General features: G+C 61.7%; 14 protein-coding genes. 1 reads left to right on the top strand and 13 read right to left on the bottom strand.

Going from position 1 to position 20,582, the window contains the following annotated elements; all coding sequences use genetic code 11:
- Positions 1-2,595, top strand: a 2,595-nt coding sequence (gene uvrA / locus VMX79_06705) for an excinuclease ABC subunit UvrA (GenBank protein ID HUV86785.1), incomplete at its 5' end; no start/stop codon positions are given.
- Between the two features lie 37 nt (positions 2,596-2,632).
- On the opposite strand, the gene VMX79_06710 is transcribed toward uvrA, so the two are convergent.
- The 13 genes from VMX79_06710 to VMX79_06770 form a co-directional block, all read right to left on the bottom strand.
- Entirely contained in the window at positions 2,633-3,349 is a 717-nt protein-coding gene (locus tag VMX79_06710) for a creatininase family protein (protein ID HUV86786.1), read from the bottom strand.
- Between the two features lie 152 nt (positions 3,350-3,501).
- Positions 3,502-8,004: an alpha-2-macroglobulin family protein gene (locus VMX79_06715; GenBank protein HUV86787.1), complete on the bottom strand. Its 4,503-nt coding sequence runs from the start codon at positions 8,002-8,004 to the stop codon at positions 3,502-3,504.
- 92 nt (positions 8,005-8,096) lie between these two features.
- Complete coding sequence (locus VMX79_06720; protein ID HUV86788.1) at positions 8,097-9,071, bottom strand: sugar phosphate nucleotidyltransferase; 975 nt, start codon at positions 9,069-9,071, stop codon at positions 8,097-8,099.
- A gap of 35 nt (positions 9,072-9,106) precedes the next feature.
- On the bottom strand, positions 9,107-9,691 hold the full coding sequence (gene rdgB / locus VMX79_06725; protein HUV86789.1) for an RdgB/HAM1 family non-canonical purine NTP pyrophosphatase: 585 nt from the start codon (positions 9,689-9,691) through the stop codon (positions 9,107-9,109).
- Positions 9,692-9,703: 12 nt separating this feature from the next.
- The gene (locus tag VMX79_06730; protein HUV86790.1) at positions 9,704-12,175 is read right to left on the bottom strand and encodes a glycoside hydrolase domain-containing protein; all 2,472 of its coding nucleotides are present in this window, start codon (positions 12,173-12,175) and stop codon (positions 9,704-9,706) included.
- Positions 12,176-12,178: 3 nt separating this feature from the next.
- The gene (prmC, locus tag VMX79_06735) at positions 12,179-13,069 is read right to left on the bottom strand and encodes a peptide chain release factor N(5)-glutamine methyltransferase (GenBank protein ID HUV86791.1); all 891 of its coding nucleotides are present in this window, start codon (positions 13,067-13,069) and stop codon (positions 12,179-12,181) included.
- Positions 13,070-13,071: 2 nt separating this feature from the next.
- On the bottom strand, positions 13,072-14,148 hold the full coding sequence (gene prfA, locus VMX79_06740) for a peptide chain release factor 1 (GenBank protein ID HUV86792.1): 1,077 nt from the start codon (positions 14,146-14,148) through the stop codon (positions 13,072-13,074).
- Between the two features lie 2 nt (positions 14,149-14,150).
- Positions 14,151-15,110 (bottom strand): DUF1385 domain-containing protein, encoded by a 960-nt coding sequence (locus VMX79_06745; GenBank protein ID HUV86793.1) that lies wholly within the window; start codon positions 15,108-15,110, stop codon positions 14,151-14,153.
- A gap of 297 nt (positions 15,111-15,407) precedes the next feature.
- Positions 15,408-16,172 carry a tetratricopeptide repeat protein gene (locus VMX79_06750; protein ID HUV86794.1) on the bottom strand — a complete coding sequence of 255 codons (765 nt, stop codon included), beginning with the start codon at positions 16,170-16,172 and terminating at the stop codon, positions 15,408-15,410.
- Positions 16,173-16,191: 19 nt separating this feature from the next.
- Positions 16,192-17,688 (bottom strand): cytochrome c biogenesis protein CcsA, encoded by a 1,497-nt coding sequence (gene ccsA, locus VMX79_06755; GenBank protein ID HUV86795.1) that lies wholly within the window; start codon positions 17,686-17,688, stop codon positions 16,192-16,194.
- A 4-nt stretch (positions 17,689-17,692) separates the two neighbouring features.
- Entirely contained in the window at positions 17,693-19,342 is a 1,650-nt protein-coding gene (locus VMX79_06760) for a cytochrome c biogenesis protein ResB (protein ID HUV86796.1), read from the bottom strand.
- On the bottom strand, positions 19,324-20,337 hold the full coding sequence (locus tag VMX79_06765) for a polyprenyl synthetase family protein (GenBank protein HUV86797.1): 1,014 nt from the start codon (positions 20,335-20,337) through the stop codon (positions 19,324-19,326). The genes VMX79_06760 and VMX79_06765 overlap by 19 nt, the downstream gene beginning before the upstream one ends.
- Complete coding sequence (locus VMX79_06770) at positions 20,337-20,576, bottom strand: F0F1 ATP synthase subunit epsilon (protein HUV86798.1); 240 nt, start codon at positions 20,574-20,576, stop codon at positions 20,337-20,339. The genes VMX79_06765 and VMX79_06770 overlap by 1 nt, the downstream gene beginning before the upstream one ends.
- Positions 20,577-20,582 lie beyond the last annotated feature (6 nt).

Below are 20,582 nucleotides of genomic sequence, written 5' to 3' on the forward strand. Positions count from 1 at the left end.
CTTTCCCCCGCCATAGCCATCGAGCAGAAGTCCGCCAGCAAGAACCCGCGCTCGACGGTCGCGACCGTTACCGAAATCCACGACTACCTCCGCCTCCTCTTCGCCCGCGCCGGCGACCCCTACTGTTATAAATGCGGCAAACCCATCGCGGCCCAAGCCCCGGAACAAATGGTGGACGAGCTGCTCAAGCTCGCGGTCGGTACGAAACTTTACCTTATGGCGCCGGTCGTGGTAGGCCGCAAGGGCCAACACAAAAACGAATTCGAACGGCTGCGGCGCGAGGGGTTCGCCCGCGTCGTCGTCGACGGCGGCGAGTACGAGTTAGAAGACGACATTAAGTTGGACAAGAACAAGAAGCACACCATCTACGCCGTCGTCGACCGCCTGGTTATGAAGGAGCAACTCGCGAGGCGGCTGGCCGATTCGCTCGAGACCGCGCTCGAGCTCGGCGAAGGCACGGCGCTCGCCAGAGTATTCAACGAAAAGGGGTTCGATGACCGCGTCTTCAGCAAACATTTCGCCTGTCCCGATTGTAATATCTCGTACCCCGAAATAAGCCCGCGGCTGTTTTCGTTCAACAGCCCGTACGGGATGTGCCCGAGCTGCGGCGGCCTGGGCTTCACGCTCGAGGTCGACGAAGAACTCGTCGTGCCGGACGATACGCTGTCCCTCAACGACGGCGCCATCCTTCCTTACCGACGGGACGGCGACTCCTACATATGGCAATATCTCGAAAACCTGGCCCGGCAATTACGCTTCGACTTGAACGCTCCCTGGCGGGAATTGCCGGAACGGGTCCGCGACGTCCTGCTTTACGGCAGCGAAGGCCGGCGGTTCCGAATACGCTACGAGCGCGACGGCCGCGTCTACCAGTTCGTCCACGAGATAGAAGGCGTCATACCGCGCTTGAAACGGCTATACCGCGACACGCAATCGGAAGAGGCCCGCGAATTCTATTACGGCCGCTTCTTCCGCAAGGACCCCTGCCCCTCTTGCGACGGCGCCCGCCTGCGGCCGGAGGCCTTGGCCGTGACCGTGGGCGGCAACAACGTCGCCGACGTATGCGGGCTATCCGTCGCCGGCGCGCTTCGCTTCTTCAAAGACCTGGAGCTCGCGGGCAACAAGGCCGTCATAGCCAAAGAGATTTTAAAGGAGCTCGTCGCCCGCCTCGGCTTCCTAGCCGACGTCGGCCTGGAATACCTCACCCTCGAGCGCGCGGCGCCCACGCTCTCCGGCGGCGAGGCGCAGCGCATCCGCCTCGCGACGCAAGTAGGGTCCGGCCTCGTCGGCGTTACCTACATCCTGGACGAACCGACCATCGGCCTCCACAAACGCGACAATGAACGCCTCCTGAAAACGCTGTGCTCCCTGCGCGACCTGGGCAACACCGTCGTCGTCGTCGAGCACGACGAGCAGACAATACGCGCCGCCGACCACGTAATCGACCTCGGCCCGGGCGCCGGCATTCACGGCGGCCGGGTCGTCGCTTACGGCCCGCCCGCCCGCATCGAGAAATCGAGGAAGTCGTTAACAGGCCGCTACCTCCGCGGCGACGCGTATATCACGACGCCCGCCGGCCGCCGGCCCGGCAACGGCTCGACGCTTACCCTCCGGGGAGCCCGCCACAATAACCTCAAGGATATCGACGTATCTTTCCCGCTCGGCACGTTTATATGCGTCACCGGCGTCTCGGGTTCCGGTAAATCCTCCCTCATATCCGAGACGTTGTACCGCGTTCTCAAAAGACGCCTCTATCGGTCGCCGGTGCGCCCCGGCGCCTACGACGACGTCGACGGCCTGGACCACCTCGACAAAGTAATAGAGATCGACCAGCAACCCATAGGCCGAACCCCGCGGTCAAACCCGGCGACTTATACCAAGGTCTTCGACCCCATAAGGCGGCTTTTCGGCGAGCTCCCGGAATCTCGGGCGCGAGGTTACAAACCGGGCCGGTTCTCGTTCAACGTCCGCGGCGGCCGCTGCGACGCCTGCAACGGCGACGGCATCATCAAGGTCGAGATGCATTTCCTGCCGGACGTATACATACCCTGCGAAGTTTGCAAAGGGAAAAGGTACAACCGCGAGACTTTAGAGGTAACTTATAAGGGCAAGAACATCGCCGACGTCTTGGCGATGACGGTGGAAGAGGCGCTCGCCTTCTTCGACGCGCACCCGAGGATTAAAAAGATATTGCAAACGCTGTATGACGTGGGCCTCGGCTACGTCGAGCTCGGCCAGCCGGCACCCACCCTCTCGGGCGGCGAGGCCCAACGGGTAAAGCTCAGCCGCGAACTCGCCAAGCGCGCCACCGGCCGGACCGTTTACTTCCTGGACGAGCCCACCACGGGCCTACATTTCGACGACGTGAAGAAATTGCTCGCGGTTCTGCAGCGGCTGGTCGACGCCGGCAACACCGTAATCGTCATCGAGCACAACCTCGACGTCGTCAAGAACGCCGACTACGTAATCGACCTGGGCCCCGAGGGCGGCGACGAGGGCGGCCACCTGGTCGCGGCCGGCACGCCGGAAGAAATCGCCCGCAAAAGGAAATCTTTCACCGGGAAATATTTAAAGAAAGTACTCGCCAAAAAATAACCGGCCGACCGGCCGGTTTTTCATTAAGTAATCGCCGCTACAAATCCGCCGCGGCCTTCGCGACGCCGTCCACCGCAAGCTCGAGCAGTTCCTTCCCGACTCCGGGCGACGCTAAACTCGGGTCCGAGCCGACCGCGCCTTGAGGGTAATTATCCCGGATGTCGCGCCGGCCAGCCTGCCACGTAATAAGACCCGGTTCGGTCGCCTTCACCTGCGTCACGTCACCCACGAGCTCCGGCCGTAAATACATTAAAATCGAGACCTCCGCGGGGGTTACGTGGCTCCCCTCCTTAGCGCCGAAGGCCTCTTCGATGCGTTTGGCGACCTCGGGCGGGTCGTACCAGTTCTGGATTAAAATGCGGGCGCCGTCGTGCTCGTACGCGACCTCGGCGGCGGCGGCCTTGAGCGTGGGCACATTGCCGCCGTGGCCGTTCACTACGACGACGCGGTTGAACCCCTGCCCTACCAGGAAGCCGAACAAATCGGTTAGGATGTGGAAATAGGATGAAGGTTTTAGGCTCGCCGTCCCGGGGAACGCCGCGTGGTGCAGCGACATCCCGTAGCAGAGCGGCGGCGCCACGTAGACGCCGAGCCGTTCCGCCGCGCGTTCCGCGACGGCCTCGGCGATTATATAATCGATACCCGTCGCTACCGCCGGGCCGTGTTGCTCGACGGACCCGGCGGCCAACAATAAGCGGTCGTCCTTTTTTAGATAATCCTCGACGTCCGGCCAGAACGCATAATCCAACCGCATTATTTCCTCTCCGCCTTCGTACGCGGCTCGCCGCTAGTTTTTCGGCGCGTTATTGACCACCGAGCGGATATTAACATATTGGAATGACGTCCCCGATATAAAAGCCGGCTCGAGCGAGCCGGCTTCTTCACTTGTTCGTAACGGATACCCGCCTACTCGAGCGCCTCCAACGCCACGTCGAACGACGCCTCCCGCGAGCTCCCCCAGACCTCCGGCGCGTACATCAACGACGCCCGGGCCGGCAGCGCCAGGTGTTTGCCGGGTTGTTCCGCGTGGACGACGTACGAGACGGTGTAATCGCCGGGCGAGAGCTCGGTGAAGAAGAACGCCATCTTCTCGTCGCGACGTTCGCGGTGGGAGTTGCCCCGATACCAATCGTAATAGTAATCGCGCCCCAGCGCGTCCTCGTCCACTTCGAAGCCGGACGCGAAATAGTCCTCGAGGATGACGTATTCCATCGGGTTCTCGACGGTAAAGGTTACGTCAACGCGGAACCGGTCGCCGGGGCGAACGATATCCGGTATACCCTCGAGCGCCTCGGTGCCCCCTTTGGCCAAGCGGTAATACTTCCGGCTCACGACAAAACCCTCGTCCACGGGCGCAATCTCGTCTTCTTGTTTGAAATACGTCAACAACGTCGAATAGTATGCTTTCCCGACGCCGTCGATTTCGACGCTAACGTCGTTGGTGCCCGGTTTGACGGCGCCGTCCTTGTCCTTGAGGTAGAGGTGCAGTTTGGCCGAAGCTACGTTCCCCGGAGTGACGGCCAGCGAGCCCACCTCGGCGTCGTTGACGATAACGCGCGCGACGTAGTCGCCCTCGAGTTCCCGCGTCGCCGCCAGGTAATCGCTCAGCGCGAAGACGACGGCCGCCGTCTCCTGCGTGCTGCGCCAGTAGTTGCCGCGCCGCTTGAGCGACAGCCACCGTACGATGCCCTCCAAGTTCTCGTCGTCGGTTCCCCGCGTTGCGACGATGGCCCGGAGCGCCGTGGCGGTCGTCTGTATGGGGCTGTCTTGCCAACTATAATGCCATTCGCCGATGCCGGTAAAGTGAACGAAGCCGCCCTCTTTAACGGCCAACTCGTCGAGGTCCTCGACCACGGTTTGCGCTTCGGCCGTCTTTGCTCTCTTAGCCAACGCGAGCGCCAGCAACGAGAGCTCGTAGGGGTCGTAATCGCCGCGTTTCCTAAAGGCGTCGACGAGCTCGGCTTCCCCGTCTTCGCGGCCCGCTTCCGCCAAGACGTACAACATGTACAGATACGTCGAACGCTCGTCCTTCTTCACGCCGTCCAGTTGGTCCGCCAAGGAATCCAGGCCGCGGCTCAGCACGTCGTCCCGTACGTCGAAGTCGGCCTCGCGCGCCTTGAGCAGGCCGTAGCACACGTACGCCGTCATGAAGGGGTGGGTCTCGTCTTCGGTCCACCATCCCCAACCGCCGTCGCCGTGTTGGAAATTGTACAACCTCTCGACGCCGGCCTTGACCATCTTCGGTAACTCGCCTTCGAGCTCGTCGTTCTCAAGGCCGAGTTTCTGCAGCGTCTGGGCGACGTATACCGTCGGTAAAAAGCGGCTCATCGTCTGCTCGACGCAGCCGTACGGGTAACCCGCCAGGTACGCTAACGCGTCCAGCATCGTCCCGGCCAGCGACGGCGCGAGCGAGACCTCCAATACCGTCGCCCCCGCTACGGCGTCGTCCGGAACCGTAACCGTTTCCGCGAACGTCGCGTTCTCCGCGCGCGCCGACGCCACGTTGTACTCCAAGCCGTGCGGCAGTATCGGTACTTTAAGCTCCATCGCGTCGGATTCGACGCGCGTCAACGACGACGCCGTAAACGTCGTTTCGCCGACGCCCTCGACGAAGCAAGGCCAATCCACCCGGGCCTCGCCGCCGGCCGCCATCGTTACGTATTTCGCCGTCGCGCCCCTAATCTTGATTTCGGGCCCGGCCCGAAGCTCTACTTTGACGCGCTGCGCCGACGGCAAATAGTTGTGCACTACGCCGGAAATTATAACGTCGTCCCACTGCGTCAGCGTCCGGGGCGTCTCGAGGCGTACGAGTAGGTTCTTGCGCGCGATTACCTTCTTCGTAGCGGCGCCGACCAGCGTATCCGTCGTTACCGCGCGCGCCGTCGCGCGCCAGGTCGTGAGGCTATCGGGTATCGCGAAATCGACCGTCGCTTCGCCGGTCTCGTCGGTCACGAGCTGCGGCCCCCAGAAAGCCGTGTCGGGGAAGTACGCCCGTATCACCGGCTCGACGTAGCCGTTGCCGTCCTTGGATTTACCCGCCTTCTTCGCCATCGGCGCGCCCCGGGCCGGCGCTTCTTCGAAAGCCAGTTCGTCGATTAACGCGCCGCCGCCCATCGCCCCCGTCTCGGCGTACCCGTACCCGTACGAAGAGAAGTAGAACGACATATTACTCGAGACGTAGTTGCCGCGGCGGTCGTAGAAGAATTGGCGGATGTCCGGGGCCGCCTCGGGCTTGATGGCGTACACGGATTCGTCCGCGACCCCGAGCGACACTTCCGCGACCACCGGCGCGCCGCGCCAATCCGTCGCCCGAACCGAGAACGTCGCCGGTTCCCGCGGTTTATACGTATCTTTGTCGGGAATTATCTCTACGCTCAAGAAACGGTCCTCGGGCGGTACGACGACGTCCCGTTGCGCGCTCGTGAACGAATCGTCCGCGACCATATACGCGTTCAGGTAAACGTTCGGCGCGAAGCTACGTTCTATCGGTATCTCCACCAGCGCGGTATTGCCCTGGGGCCGTACGACGCGGGCGTGATACAACTCGTCGCCCTCGACCGTCAAAAGCACGCCGCTGCCGGCCTTATCCGTTTGGACCATCGCGAGCGCGACGTCGCCCGGCGCGTACGATTCCTTGTCCAGCGTTAGCGTTACGCCCGAGCCCGAGTAGTAGGAGTGGTAATAACTCTCGTCGGCGACGTAAAAGGTCGCCGTATAATCGACGTCGTTACCGGCGTCGTCGAAGGCCGTGGCCTTCACGGTGTAGTAGCCGACCTCGTCGGGGACGAAGCGGTAGCGCCCTTCCCCGCTCGCACCTATGCCGAGTTCGTCCTTTACCAAGGTCTGCTCGAGCCACCGGCCGTGTTTAGTATTCCCGCTCTCTTCCCACCTTTGGGTCGTAATTTCGAACAAGACGTCGGCAGGGTACGGCGTACCGAGGGGGTCGCGGCTCTGGAAGGTTATAACGGCCGCGTCGCCCGGTTCGTAAAAATATTTATCCATATAAACATTAAGGGCCAACCCCGCTCGCCACACCGGCGCCGTAGCCGACCCCGTAACCTCGCGCCGGCTGGCATCGGTCATCACCGCGTCGACGCGGTAATCGTAATCGTACGGGAGTTCGGCCTCGACCGCCAACGTTCCGCGGAAATGGCCGTCGTCGTCAAGTTGGCCCGCGCCGTCGGCAACGTACTCCCAGCCGTAATAGTCGTAGTAATCGTCGTAGTCGTAATACCAGCTGTAGCGATAGGAGCGCCACCCGTAATAATATTTCGCCCGGCGATAAATAGCGTAATCCACGTCCGCCCGGGCGACCGGTTCGCCGAAGTAGTACCGCCCGGTAACGTCGAACGTCAATATGTCGCCGGCGAGGTAGTAATCCTTGTGCGTCGTAACCGTCACCTCGTACTCCGGCTTACGGTATTCCTCGACGTCGAAGTAGGACGAGAATTGCTGGTCGCGGAAACGGGTATTGATATAGTACCGACCCAGCGGCGGCTCCTCGCCCAGCGTGAACTCGGCCGCGAACGAGCCGAACGCCGACGTCGTCAACTCCGCCTTGAAGGCCGTATCGCCCGACGGCGTGTTGACCTCTACCGTTACCTTCTCGTCCGGAAGGTTGCGGTACTCCTCCCCCACGTAGTGGCGGAGTATCCCCTTCATACGCACTATCTGATTAGGCCGGTACACGGGCCGGTCGGTATAAGTGTAACCCTTGTACCGTTCGGGGGAATAATAACCGAAGTACGAGTCGCACGGCGTGACGCCGTTGCCCTTCCGACCGAGGACCAGGAAGCTCGATTCTTCCTCCGGTAAAACTATCCCGTCCTTGACCGCCAGGCCGTCGGCGTCGGTATACAATTCGTCCGCTACTTTGGGTACCGTGAGTATTTCGACGCCCTCGAGCGGCTCGCCGGACATACGCTCCGCGGCGTATACCATAAGGGTGTCGTTGTCGGTTTTAACCACCAGCGATATTCTGTTTATAACCACGAGCGCCGCCGACACTTCCCCTCCGGCCGACGCGGTCACGACGTACGCTCCCTCTTCTTTTACGGGCACGTTCACGTCCCGGTAATCCCAGTAGTATCCGCGGTCTAGTTCCTCTTTCCACGTAGATAGGGGGTCGGAGCCGGCGAAGTCTATCCCCGTAAGGGAATGTAAATCCAGATCGGGATGCTCCGCCGCGGCCTTGAGGTCGAGGGAGTAGGCCGCCATATCGACCTCATCCACGCCGTGGCTCTGCAGCTCCACGATTACGTCGTCGCCCGGATAATAAATATGGGAAGAAGACAGCCACAGGTGCCTTTCGTTCTCGGTAACGCGGCAACTCAAGCCCGCGACGACCGTGAATAGGACGACTACGGCCGAGCCGCATCGTACGAATCTCTTTTGCGCTACTCTCGCCATTGCGACGGTCACCTCGCCCGTCCCCCTTCCCTGCTTAGAACGCGGGTTTTCCTATTGGACGGCGACAAGAGGCCACGGGTTTAAACGTCTGCTTACGTTAATTCAACCTGAGACGAGTCGCCCACGTTAAGAGATGCCGGTCTCCCTTGAGCCGTCGCGCGGTCGCCTATAATGGAGCTTTGGAGGATGAGGTTCTCGACGGCGGCGTACTCGCTTACGATGCTGTCCCGGACGATGGAATCCTTCACTATGGCGCCGCCCGCTACCGAAACGTTGGGTCCGATTATCGAGTTCTGGATGGCCGCGCTCTCGTCTATCCACACCGGCGGGATAATTATGGAGCCCGGCCTTTTGGGCACCTCCTCCACCCGCGCCAAAAGGGCCCTGTTAGTCTCGAGCAGCGCGCCCGGCTCGCCGCAGTCGAACCACCCCTCTATGGGAAAAGTCTCTATCTCGTGGCCGGCGTCGACCATTAACTGGAGGGCGTCGGTGAGTTGGTACTCGCCCCGCGTCTTGATATCTTCCTCCACGATGCGGTCCAGGCTCTTGACCAACAGCTCGGGGTCGCTCACGTAATAAACGCCCGCTATAGCCAACGTGGAAATAGGAGTCTGCGGTTTTTCAACGAGCTTCATCACGCGTTCGCCGTCGAGCACGACGACGCCGAAGCGCCGAGGGTCATCCACGACCCGCACGCCGATGGCCGAGACGCCCTTTTTCACTATCCTGGCCAGGTCGGCCTGAAAAATAGTATCGCCCAATACGATGAGAACCGGGCCGTCTCCCAAGTAATCACGGCTTTCGCGCAGCGCGTGGGCGATGCCGAGCGTCTCCTTTTGGACGACAAAACTAACCGGCTTACGGATTTTCTTCTCGAGGAAAGCACGGAGCTTGTCGCCGAGGTAGCCTATAATGAAGACGTACTCGTCGGGTTCGACCGAAGAGATTTCGTCCACGATGTATTCGATTATAGTCTTCCCGGCGACGTGTAGCATCGCCTTCGGGACGGTATAGGTATGAGGGCGGAGGCGGGTACCTTGGCCCGCTACCGGTATAACCGCTTTCATTGGAACCTCCCTTATTATCGTCGCTTGCCTGGGAGTTATATCTCTTTAAGGTATTTTTTAATTTCTCGGAACGCCCTAGTCCGGTGGCTCATCTCGTTCTTCTCTTCGGGCGCCATTTCGGCGAACGTTCGTTCGTAACCCGCGGGGATGAACAGCGGGTCGTAACCGAACCCGCCGGTTCCGCGGGGGGCTTCCGCTATCCGCCCCTCGACCTCGCCCCGGGCGAGCCGTTCGCGGCCGTCGCGGGTTACCAACGCCGCGACGCAAACGAACCGCGCCCCCCTTTCACACGTCGGTATGCCGTCGAGCTCGCGCAACAACTTCTCGTTATTGGCTTTCGGGTCGCAGGCGGGCCCCGCGTACCGGCTCGAGCGTACGCCGGGCACTCCGTCCAACGCGTCGACTTCCAACCCCGAATCGTCCGCCAACGCCGCGACGCCGGCGGCCGCCGCCACGGCCCGCCCCTTCGCGAGCGCGTTCTGCTCGTACGTCGCGCCCTCCTCGGGCGGCAGCTCCGTTCCCGCCAAAGCCTCGAACCCCGCGACCTCCGCGGCCGAACCGACGATCGCCGCCACTTCCGCCAATTTGCCGACGTTCCTCGTTGCTAATATGACCCGCATCGCGAGGACGTACTACTCGAACGCGACGAGTTTCACGTCGTCGATTAGTACCTTATAAGGTTTAGCGTTTCCTTTACCGCCGCACGCCGCCAGGCCGTCGGCTTCGAAGCCGACGCCCACGATACCGGCCAGGTTGGGGCGGTAGGCCGTCTTGATTACGTACGAACCGTCCCGTTTGGCGTCGAACTTCGGCTCCCCCGCCTTGTCTAAATATTTAATCCGGTACGAGACGCGCGTCCACGCGCGCGGCCTGAGTGAGATACGACGCCGGAACTGACGGTCGACGTCCAGCGTCTCGTCGTCCAAAAGGAGCAGCCATATATCCACTATAAAATCGTTGGGGTTGTACGCGGCGAACTCGAGGCGGTGATGTTTGGAAAAATCTTTGAGTCGGGGGTACAGGTTTACGATCCGGCCTATCCGGCCGCAGGGGAATTCCGCGGCGAGGGCGATCTCGCCTTCGAGCACGACGTCGCGTTCCTCCACTACCGCCAGCGCGTCGGTTTGGTCGCCGCTCAGCCAAAACGCCCCGTCGATACCCGCCTCGAAGTCGAAGACCGGCAATAAGCCTTTTAATCCACGGTAAAGAGTAACGCCGCCCCCGCGCGTATCGCCGCCCCTGAAACCCGACGCCGAAACTTGTAAAGCACTCCCGCCTTCTTTGAACCGCAGCGAGTACGAACCGTCCCCGCCGGTGAACACGCCGAAATCCCCACTACCGACGCGCGCGTGGTATAAAGGGTTACCCGCGGCATCTGCGACGCGGCCCGATACATTGACCGGGCGCCCTATAGACGCGCCGCCGCTCAGCTCCGCCAATAAAGCCCGGCGCAACTCGAATATCTGGTTATTGCCCAGGTCGCGGGCGGAAACGTCGGCCAAGTCGTCTATGGCGTACGGCAATAGCGATTGCAACCGCTCACGGACGTACTCGCGGCCCCGCTTCTTTTCGACCATTTTGAAAAGCGCCCAATCCTCCAGGCCCTGGCGGAGCAGCTCGAGGCGAACCGACGAGACCGGCCCTTCCGCTCCCGCGGGCGTTCCCGGGTAAACCCACGCCCCGAGGCCATTACCGAACGCCGCGGCCGTCCCGGCCATAGGGTCATCCAACCACGGATTATTCGGGCGCACCGCGTCCCGGGGCGGCGCTAGCGCCGCTACCCCTTCCGCACCCCACAGATAGCCGTACCACGAAATCAGGCGCGCGCCGGCCCGGCGGCCGTCAAGGAGGTCACCGCCCGAGCCATCGGCGCGGATGAAGTACTTTTGGCCTTTGGCCAGGTTTTGATAACGCTCCGGGCAAACCGCCACGTCGTGGAACGTGGGCAGCCAGTAAGATACCGCGCCCGACAGCGACACCCCCGGCGCGCCGCGATACGGCGACGTCGCCGCGGCCAAAACCGGTTTACCCGGCCACGCCGACGCGGCCTTCGCTAAATCGGACCACCACGCCGCCGAGGCCGCCCCTTCCGTAAAAGGCGACGGCGAACCTCCCTCGAACGCCGGCCAAATAACCGGCGCCGCCGGTTTTTTACCGCCGAACGCGTCGTAGAGTATCTGATACTCCTCGGCCATTGCCTCGAGGTCCGGCCTGGCGTCTTCGGCCGTGGGCGATAAGTAAAAGACCGTAGGGCCGGACGCCCGGCCCGCTTCCGCCCAGGCCTCGGCGGCTTTCTTCGCGCTCGCCGTCAAGCGGCGCTGCGAATATCCGCCGTCGAGGGGGGTTACGCCCCGGCTCGAGAACAAGTCCAAATACGGCTGTAACTTATCTTTTTTAACCGGCTGTTCCGGCTTACCCTCTTCCCACGCGGCGACGGCGCGGTAGTCCGGCTCGAGCAACGCGGGAGGTAACGACGCCGGCTCGAGCGCCTCGGCGAGCACGTCGACTTCCAACGTCAGCTTCTGCGCTTCGGCGCCCCTTGCCCGGACCACTACGTCGCCGGCGTATTTCCCCGCTTTCGCGTCGCCGGGAACGTCGACCACTACGAATAACGGTTGCGCCTGCGCTTTGGCGAGGTCGAAGGGCCGGGTTAGGGGCGGCAACGCGTCGGGAACATCCCCCGCGAGGCCCCGGTAGTCGCTCGGCGTCTCTACCTTAAGGTAGTATTCGAAATAAACCGAAATGCGGTCGGCGCCGATCTGCGCTTCGCCGGGCCCGACCAGCGGCCCTACCTCCACTTCGACGTCGTTTACGTTGCCGTAATCGGCGTTTACTACTAACTGGAAAGCCTCGGTCTCGCCGCGCAGCGCCGTCAAATGGACGGCCGAGCCGTCGTAGATATAGTTTTCCGGCTCGTAAAAAGCATCCCTGTTTACTAGTTCGTCCGGCCCGGTCGCCCAAATTTTAAATTTTTCGACGAAAGTAACGCCGTGGTACTGCGTGTATACGTCGACCCGCTCCAGCTTCTTTTCGCCCGGTCGACAACCGACGACCCACGACGACGCCGCGGCCGCGAAAACGAGCAGTTGGATGAAACGGCGCATAGTTTAAATACCGGTCCCCTTGCGCGCGCGTACGTACCTATCCCGGCCGGCGAGGTCATGGCCTACTTCCACGTCGCCGACCGCACTGAATATATCGGATACGCTATCGCCGAGCGTTTCGCCTATTTCTACCAGTGCGACGCCGCCGTCGCGCAAAATCTTCGCCGCCAAGGCGGCTATAATCGGATAGAAAAATAGGCCGTCGTCGCCGCCGTCCAGCGCCGCCCGCGGCTCCCAATCGCGCACTTCCGCCGGCAGCGTCGGTATAATCGCCGTCTCCACGTACGGCGGGTTGGCTACGACGAGGTCCGCCGTCGGGAGCCGCGACGTAAACCCCTCGTCCCTTACGTCGCCGACTATTACGTCTACCCGTACGCCGTACGCCGACGCGTTGTCCCGGAGCAACGACGACGCCCTCTCATCGAGCTCCACCGCGACGACGCGCGCGTCGGGGCGGCGCCGCGCCAGCCGGACGGCTACCGGCCCGACGCCGGCGAAGAGGTCCACTATTACCGGCGCGTCCTCGGCCGCGATGGACTCTTCGGCCCGCAAGGCCAAGCCTTCGGTCTCAGGCCGCGGGATAAAGACGCCCGGCGCCACCGCTAAGCTCAACTCTAAAAACGGGGCCGCACCCGTTATCAGCTGGAGCGGTTCCCCTCCGGCGCGGCGGCCGGTAAGAGCAGCCACCCGTTCGAAAGCGTCCGTCGGTACCGCGTCCCGAACGTGTTTGGCGAGTTCACCCGCATCCCATCCGCATACGTACGACGTCAGCGCGACGGCGTCGCTCCGCGGCGACGGTACGGCCCCCCGCGCCAACTCCGCCTCGACCCATTCCCGCAGGCGGCCGGCGGTCGCGGCGGCTACCTCGCGGGTATTAAGGCAGGTCGACGTCATAATTACTCCGCCGCGGCGAGCATCTTCTCGCGGTCGGCCGCGGCCAGCGTGTCTATTATCTCGTCCAAGTCGCCGTCTAAAACGTCGTGTAGGCGATAGAGCGTTAACGCTTCGCGGTGGTCCGTCACCCTGCTCTGGGGGAAATTATACGTGCGGATCCGCTCGGACCGGTCGCCCGTCCCCACCATGGACCGCCGCTTATCGGCGCGCTCGGCGTCGGCCTCCCCCTGCGCTTTCGCGAGCAACCGGGCCTGTAAAATTTTCATCGCCTTGGCTCGGTTCTTAATTTGCGACCTCTCGTCCTGGCAGGTTACGACCACCCCGGTCGGGAGGTGCGTAATGCGGACCGCCGAATCGGTGGTATTTACGCCCTGGCCGCCCGGGCCGGTAGAACGGAAGACGTCGACGCGTAAGTCCTCGGGCGCGACGTCGGCATCCACTTCGTCCGCTTCCGGCAGGACCGCCACCGTAACCGCGGAAGTGTGGATGCGGCCCTGGCTCTCGGTCTCCGGCACCCGTTGGACGCGGTGTACGCCGGATTCGTACTTCAAACGCGAGTACGCGCCGCGGCCTTCCACGCCGAATATTATCTCTTTAAACCCGCCTATACCGGTCGGGTGCGAGTTCATTACGTCGACCCGCCACCGGGCTCGCTCGGCGTACCGCTGGTACATCTTGAAAAGGTCCGTCGCGAATAACGCCGATTCATCGCCGCCGGTTCCGGCGCGTATCTCGACGATGACGTTCCGCTCGTCGTTCGGGTCCGTGGGCAGAAGGAGCAATCGGAAAATTTGTTCCGCCTCGTCGAGGGTGGTTTTCAACTTCTCGAGTTCCGCCCGGGCGAGGTCCTTCATCGCCGGGTCGTCGTCGCCCTCCATTATGGCACGGGTATCGGCGATCTCGCGCTCGAGGTCGCGGACCCGCCTACCCGCGGCTACGAGGTCGTCGAGCTCCCGGCGGCGCCGGCCCAACTCGGCCAGGCGTCTGTGGTCCGAGGTTACCGTCGGGTCGGCGAGCTTGTCGTTCACTTGGGCCAACTCGTCCTCGGCGGTTTCCAACGTTTTCAAAAGGTTCGCCATAATCAATCCCCCGCTTCGCGCGGCCCTCCGGCGGCGTCCTCCTCCTCCCGCACCCGGCGAAACGACGACAGCGCTACCTCGACCATATCGCCGTCGGGTTCGCGGGTGGTTAGGTATTGGGTAAGCATACCGGGCAAGAGGAAAAAGTTTATTATTTTATTATCGGGGAAGCGGCTCCCCAAACGTATCAGCTCGTACGCCACCCCCGCGATCGGGATTATGAGGGCTAATCGGACCAGCAACTTCGTCAAAAAGTTGAGGTCGGCGGGCAGCAGCGTGAAGACGACGGAATGGAAAACTATTAATATCAGAAGTAACACGATTATAAAGGACGTCCCGCAGCGCGGGTGGAAACGGCTCGCCGCCGGGACGTTTTCCGCTCGGGGCTCGCGGCCGTGCTCGTACGTATTGATGACCTTGTGTTCGGCGCCGTGATAGGCGAACATCCTCCTGATGTCCTTTAGCATCGAGATCGCCAGCAAATAACCCAAAAACACGACCACCCGCAACAACCCGTCTACGAGGTTGAATACGACGGACCCTTCCGCGGTAACGCCTAGCGGCCCTTTGAGAAGATACGCCACGCCGTACGGGACGCCGACGAAGAGCAACAAGCCGAACGCCAGCGAAAACGCCACGAGGCCCGCTTTTTCCCAGAAGGAAGCCTTCTTCCGTTCCTCGCCTTCCTTGCGCGGTTCGGCGATTTCCGCGGAAAACATAAGGGCCTTATACCCCAACGCGAGGGATTCGTACAAAGCCACCGCGCCGCGTATAAACGGCAACCTCCAAGGCGACTTAGAAGTAAGCGATGCGTGCTCCCGGGCTTCCGTTACGATTTCGCCCGCCGGGTTTCGCACCGCGACGGCGTACGCGTGAGGCGAGCGGAACATCACACCCTCGATGACCGCCTGGCCGCCGATGAAAGGACGCCGACCTTTGGCCGAAATGTGCGTGGTATTCACGGCAACTCCGTCTGAGCACCCAGTGAACCGGTCAACTTATAAAACGCCCGGCACTGAGTATTCTAATATAATATTATAAACGACGAACGGCATCGCGTCAACATCGCCGCGGCCGGTGTTTTTTATCGATTTAAACCGGCGTCGAAAACGACCTCAAATAATTTTTTACGCCGCGGCTTCGTAACGGCGCGGCCCTTAACGCTATACTCTCAATATATATCCGGGGCCGAGGGCTTAACCCTACCGCCCCGTATCCAAAGGCGCCGAGGCCGATAGCGGTAGCGACCGTCGAGCTCGTTAAAGCGGTCCGCGCCTCGCCGCGAGCACGGCCTCGGTCTTCCTCAGCTCCCGTTCCGCCTCCGCGGCGTACGGCGAAAGGCGGTGGTAATCGAGGACGTACCGGTAGGTCTTTACGGCCTCTTCCAACTTCCCGGTTGCGCGATAACACTCGGCCAAGTCCATCGCCACCGGTACGGACGGGAACTCGCCGCGGTGATTATCGAATATTAACCGGTATTTGGAGACGGCCGCGTCGTAGTTACCCAACGCCTTCTCGCAATCCGCGGCCCCTATGGCCGCCAGCACGTTCTCCAAACCCGACGACTTCGCCTCGACTTTAACGAACAGCTCGCGCGCCTTCTCGTACTCGCCGCGGTCGAAATACAAGGATGCCAGCTCGTACGTCGCGCCCCGGCCGGTCCCGGTATCGCCGAAGCGTTCTACCAGGTTCTCGAGTTCGGCCGCCGTCTTGGCCGCGAGCTTATCCTCGTCCAACTTCCCCTCCTCGCCCGCGGCCTCCGCGGCCTTCTTGACTTCTGCCGCTACCCTCTCCTGGACGCCGGCGTACGCCCGGGCGGCCCGCACCTCGCGGTCCCGGCGATACCAGCCGTAACCGCCTATCGCGGCCGCGACGACCGCAACGCCGCCGGCCACGGCTACGATAACCTTCCACCGCTCGACGAAGGGTTTTACGATCCTTTTAAAACGGGTTTCGGCCGCCGCCTCGGCCGGCTTCCTGGCCCGCTTCAGTATGGGCTTCTCTTTTCTCTTCTTTATCTTCATACGTCAAACTTCCTATAGATTAAAGGCCGTGAGAAGGCCGGCCGGCGAATACCGCGCCTGCGAAAAGCGCCCATACCGCCGCGATGAACGTTAAAACCGCCAACGCCGCGGCGCCGTTCCCCCGCCAACCGCGCGCGCCCCGAGCGTGCAGATACGCCGTCGCGAGGGCGAAGACGACCAGCGAAGCCACGTCGCTGCGCTCCCAGTTCCACCATGCCGCGCGGGCTTGTTGGGCCCAAATCGCACCCGCGACCAACGCCCCTACCGCGAACAAGGGATATCCCAACGCCATCGCGCGGTACTCGATACCGTCCAGGGCATCCCCGGAAGGGAATCTTTTAGAAGCGGCGCCGGACCTAAAAAGCCGCAAAGCCGCGGCCGCGAACCCAACGGCGAACGCCCCTTCGCCTAAACTAACCATTATACCGCGCGCCGTAAACCATCCCGACCGCAGCGCCGGCGCCAGTTGCGTCTCCACGTCCGAAGGAAAGAACGACGCGGCAACGACGACTATCACGGCCGCCGGCATAAGCACCAGGCCGAGGAACGCTCCCCGCGTCTTCGAATAGAAAACGAGGAAGAATAATACGACGCTCCACGAAAAAAGCAATAAAAGCTCGTACGTACCGGCGACCGGTAAGTGGCCGGCGACTACCGAGCGTCCCGCTAAAACGACCGTCACGAGAGCGAACCCCGCCAGCGCCGCCCAAGCGCCGGCGTCCGCGACGCGGCGTCTGCCGAGTGCAGCCCATACGAAGAAAAGCAACGCCGACGCGGCGTATAGGCCGAAACCGATTTTCAAAACGGCGTATTTATCCAGATACTTCTCGAGCGATAACTTCTCCCGCGGCGGGTACCCCGGTTGCCTCTTTAAGGCGACGGCCAAAGTCCCGGCCGCCTCCCGCATAGCCGCGGCGTCGCGTCTTTCGTAAGCTTCGTTCAGGTCGCGGACGCGCCGCCAAACCAGACTTTCTGCGTTGACCGGCCGCCACCCCGCCACGTCGGAACCCGGGATGACGAGCAAACCGGACCACGATAACCAGTGCAACGCCGTAGCCCTACCAACGATGTCCGTAATCGCTCGTTCGGCGTCGCCGCCGCCGAAGGATTCCGGGTTACGTACGATGCCCGGCATGACGTCGCCCTCGAACTCCCTCAAGGACAGCCACCTATCGTCCGCAACGCCGGGTACGTCGCCCCCCTCCACGAATATCAGGCGGCCGTCTCGACGGTACTCCGGGTCCAGTATCGCGAGCCAAACCGCCGCGTCCGGGTCGTCGCCGAGGTCCCCTTCCCCGACGCGGCCCCGCCCTTTAAGGAGCCTATAGCGTCCGCGCACGAACGTGCGCCAGGACATGGGCCTGTCGACCTTAACCGCTACACCCTCGAAAATCCCGCTTAAATCCGCCCCCTTTACGAACTCCAGCCGGCCTGGAAAATCCTTTCCCGCGTCCTCGGCCGATGCGGCCGCGACCGACACCGCGATTACGAAAGCCCATATTACGTTAACCCGCATCGTTTTATACGTTTTCTTTCACGCCGGCTACCCAAGCGTCGAAGGCCGGCCTGAGCACGCCGGCGCCCTTGCTCGAGCGCGCGGCCAGGTACACGCGGCCGCCCCGCACGTACGCCACTAACTCGTCGTACCGCAACAGCGCCGCCGCTACGACGCCGGCCGAAAAGAGCAAACAAGCCGCATAGAAAAAGGCGAGGCCCCGTTCGCGGGCAACCGTCAAAGCGGTAACGGGCGCGGTCCTACTCCCCAGAAATCTAAATATTCTATCGCCGTCGTCCGTACGGACGGTAACGCCGGCGCCGAATGGGAATTTTATTCGCTCCTCGGCGCCGCCGCGCCGTTCGATTACGCCTTCCAAAGCGCGTTGGCTAAGGTCGCTGCCTTCCCCTCCCGCCATTACCACTCTCATCGTTTCGCCGGCGACCGCGACGTACGAACCGGACGCTAAAATGTGTTCTCGCCGCGCCGCGCGCCAAGGGCCGTCGTCGCCGCTGTAATCGACCCGGACCGATTTCGCGGTGAAGTCGGGAACGTCGGCTCGAATAAACGACCGCTCCGGGTACAATTTAAATAAAACTCCTTTAGCCTTCTCCCCCTCAACGTTCTCGATTTCGACGAACGCCACCGGGTTATAGTCAGCGCCGTCGTCGCCGACGCCGGCCTCGGACGCGTAAAAACGCTCGAAGTACTCGACATAGCGCAGCGTCAGGCCGGTAGTACCCAGCGCGCCGGTTTCGCCCGGGACCATAGTCACGTCGCCGCTTTCGGTCCCTACTTCCCAAGAAAATTTAGCGCCGCCGTAGTCGTCGGCCGCAGCGCCTTTCTTAAGGACGAGCTCCTCGAGTATAAGGCCCTTCGCGTCGGCCGACGCTTTATCGGATTGGTATATCGCCAGGCCGTGATAACGAAGCGGCTTGTTAAGCTCGAGCTCTCCCGCGGCAACCTCGTCGCCGTTACGTAATAAATTTATTTTCGTTTGGTACGATAGAACTTTGCCGGTATTCGCGTCCGCGGCTACGTCGACGGCGTCGGCCTTTATCTCGAAACCCTCGCCGTACGTACGGGGTAGCGCCAACCGCTGTCCCTCGAAAACGAAAATTTCGTCCCGGCGGCCGAATACCCCCAGTAAAACTCCCAACAAAGCGGACAACAGGCCGACGTGAATTAAAAGCGCGCCGATTAGCGCACGTCGCCCGCGCCGCCCGTAGAAGATACCTTCGCCCTCAAACGAATCGAAAGGTAAACGGCGGAGCGCAGCGATAACCGGCTTAAACGCCGTTTCCGGGCCTATCTCGGTTTGGCAAAACGTCCCTTCGTCAAATGGAAGTCGCGGCGGTCGAACCTTAAAAGCGGCGAACGCCGCCGAAACACGCCGCCCCGTACAAACGGCCAAACTTACGGCGATAAATATTAAAATCCCTATAAAATACCACGATTTAAAGACATCAGTTAACCCTATTGTATTCAATACATTATAAGCCCATTCTTTATAATGTGCTTCATAATACTCGGGCGGCCTATTCTGCGGAACCAAGGCGCCGACTAACGCAACGACGCCTAACGCCAACGTTAAAAACACCGCCAAGCGGCGCGACGATAAAAAAGTAAATATTTTTCTCAAAGCGGATTGCGGAATCAGTACTGGCGGCACCACGTCCAATCGGCCATAGCCGCCAAGAAGTCCCGCGCTTCTCCCGAGGGTACGCTCACGAGGGCATCTTTCCCTTTTTCGGCGTACGCCCGGGCCACGGCGCGCGACCTCTCAAACGCGCCGCCTTCCCTTAACGTACGCACGAGTTCCTCTTCGGCCGTTTCACCCTCCCATATAGCTTGCACCGCGGCACCCACGTCACGGCCGCGCTGCGACGCTAACCCATAAATTACCGGAAGCGTGATCTTCCCGGAACGAACGTCGGCGAACCCGTCCTTCCCCAACAACTCGCCTTTCCCGGCGAGGTCGAGGCAATCGTCCGTTATTTGGAAAGAAATGCCCGTATTCAAACCGTAGTCGGTAAAAGCCCCGTACTCGCACCCGTCGTACCCGGCGGCTATGGCGCCCACCTGGCAGGAGGCCTCCAACAATTTCGCGGATTTCAACGTAATCATCTTGACGTAATCTTCTTCCGCGACGTCGAGGCGTCCCTGGCGCCACATCTCCAAGAACTCCCCGGCCACCATGCGGTTCGTCGTCGCGACGGCGACGCCGAGCACCTCCCAATTCCTCACCTCTTTGACGAGGTATTGAAATACGCGCGTCAATATATAGTCGCCCCCCAAAATCGAGAGGTGATTGCCGAAACGCCGGTGCGTAGCCGGCCGGCCGCGCCGCGTCTTAGCTTCGTCGATTACGTCGTCGTGCAGTAGCGTGGCCAAGTGGATGCATTCCATACAGGCGGCGAGGCCGGCGACGCAAGTTTGCTCGAGACCGGCCGTAGCCGCCGAAAGCAACGTCAACCGCGGCCGGAACCTCTTGCCGCCGGAACCGGCCGCGTACCGGAGTACCTCCGATATGAACGGTAAATCCGCGCCCAAAAGCTCCGCGATCTTCTCTTCCGTCGCGGCCAGGCCGTGGGCCAAGAAAACGTCGGATTCGCCCATCGCGCGGCGGACCTTTTCAGCAAAAACCCCGTCGTTATTCGAAGTCGTCACTATAATTTCCCCTCGCGTTTCGGCGTCGCCGACTCCACTATTATTATAATCGAGGCCGGCGTTATTTCCATATACCCGGCGCCCACGTCGAACTTGTACCGCCGCTTTTCCGCGGCGACCGTTACGGTCCCCGGTTGGAGAGACGTCACTAGCGGGATGTGACCCGGCAATACGCCCAGGTACCCTTCCGTACCGGGAGCGATTACGGAGGTCACCCGGCCGTGGAATTCCACCGCCATGGGCGT

It is taken from the genome of bacterium, from assembly GCA_035529855.1.
Taxonomy (GTDB): domain Bacteria; phylum RBG-13-66-14; class B26-G2; order WVWN01; family WVWN01; genus WVWN01.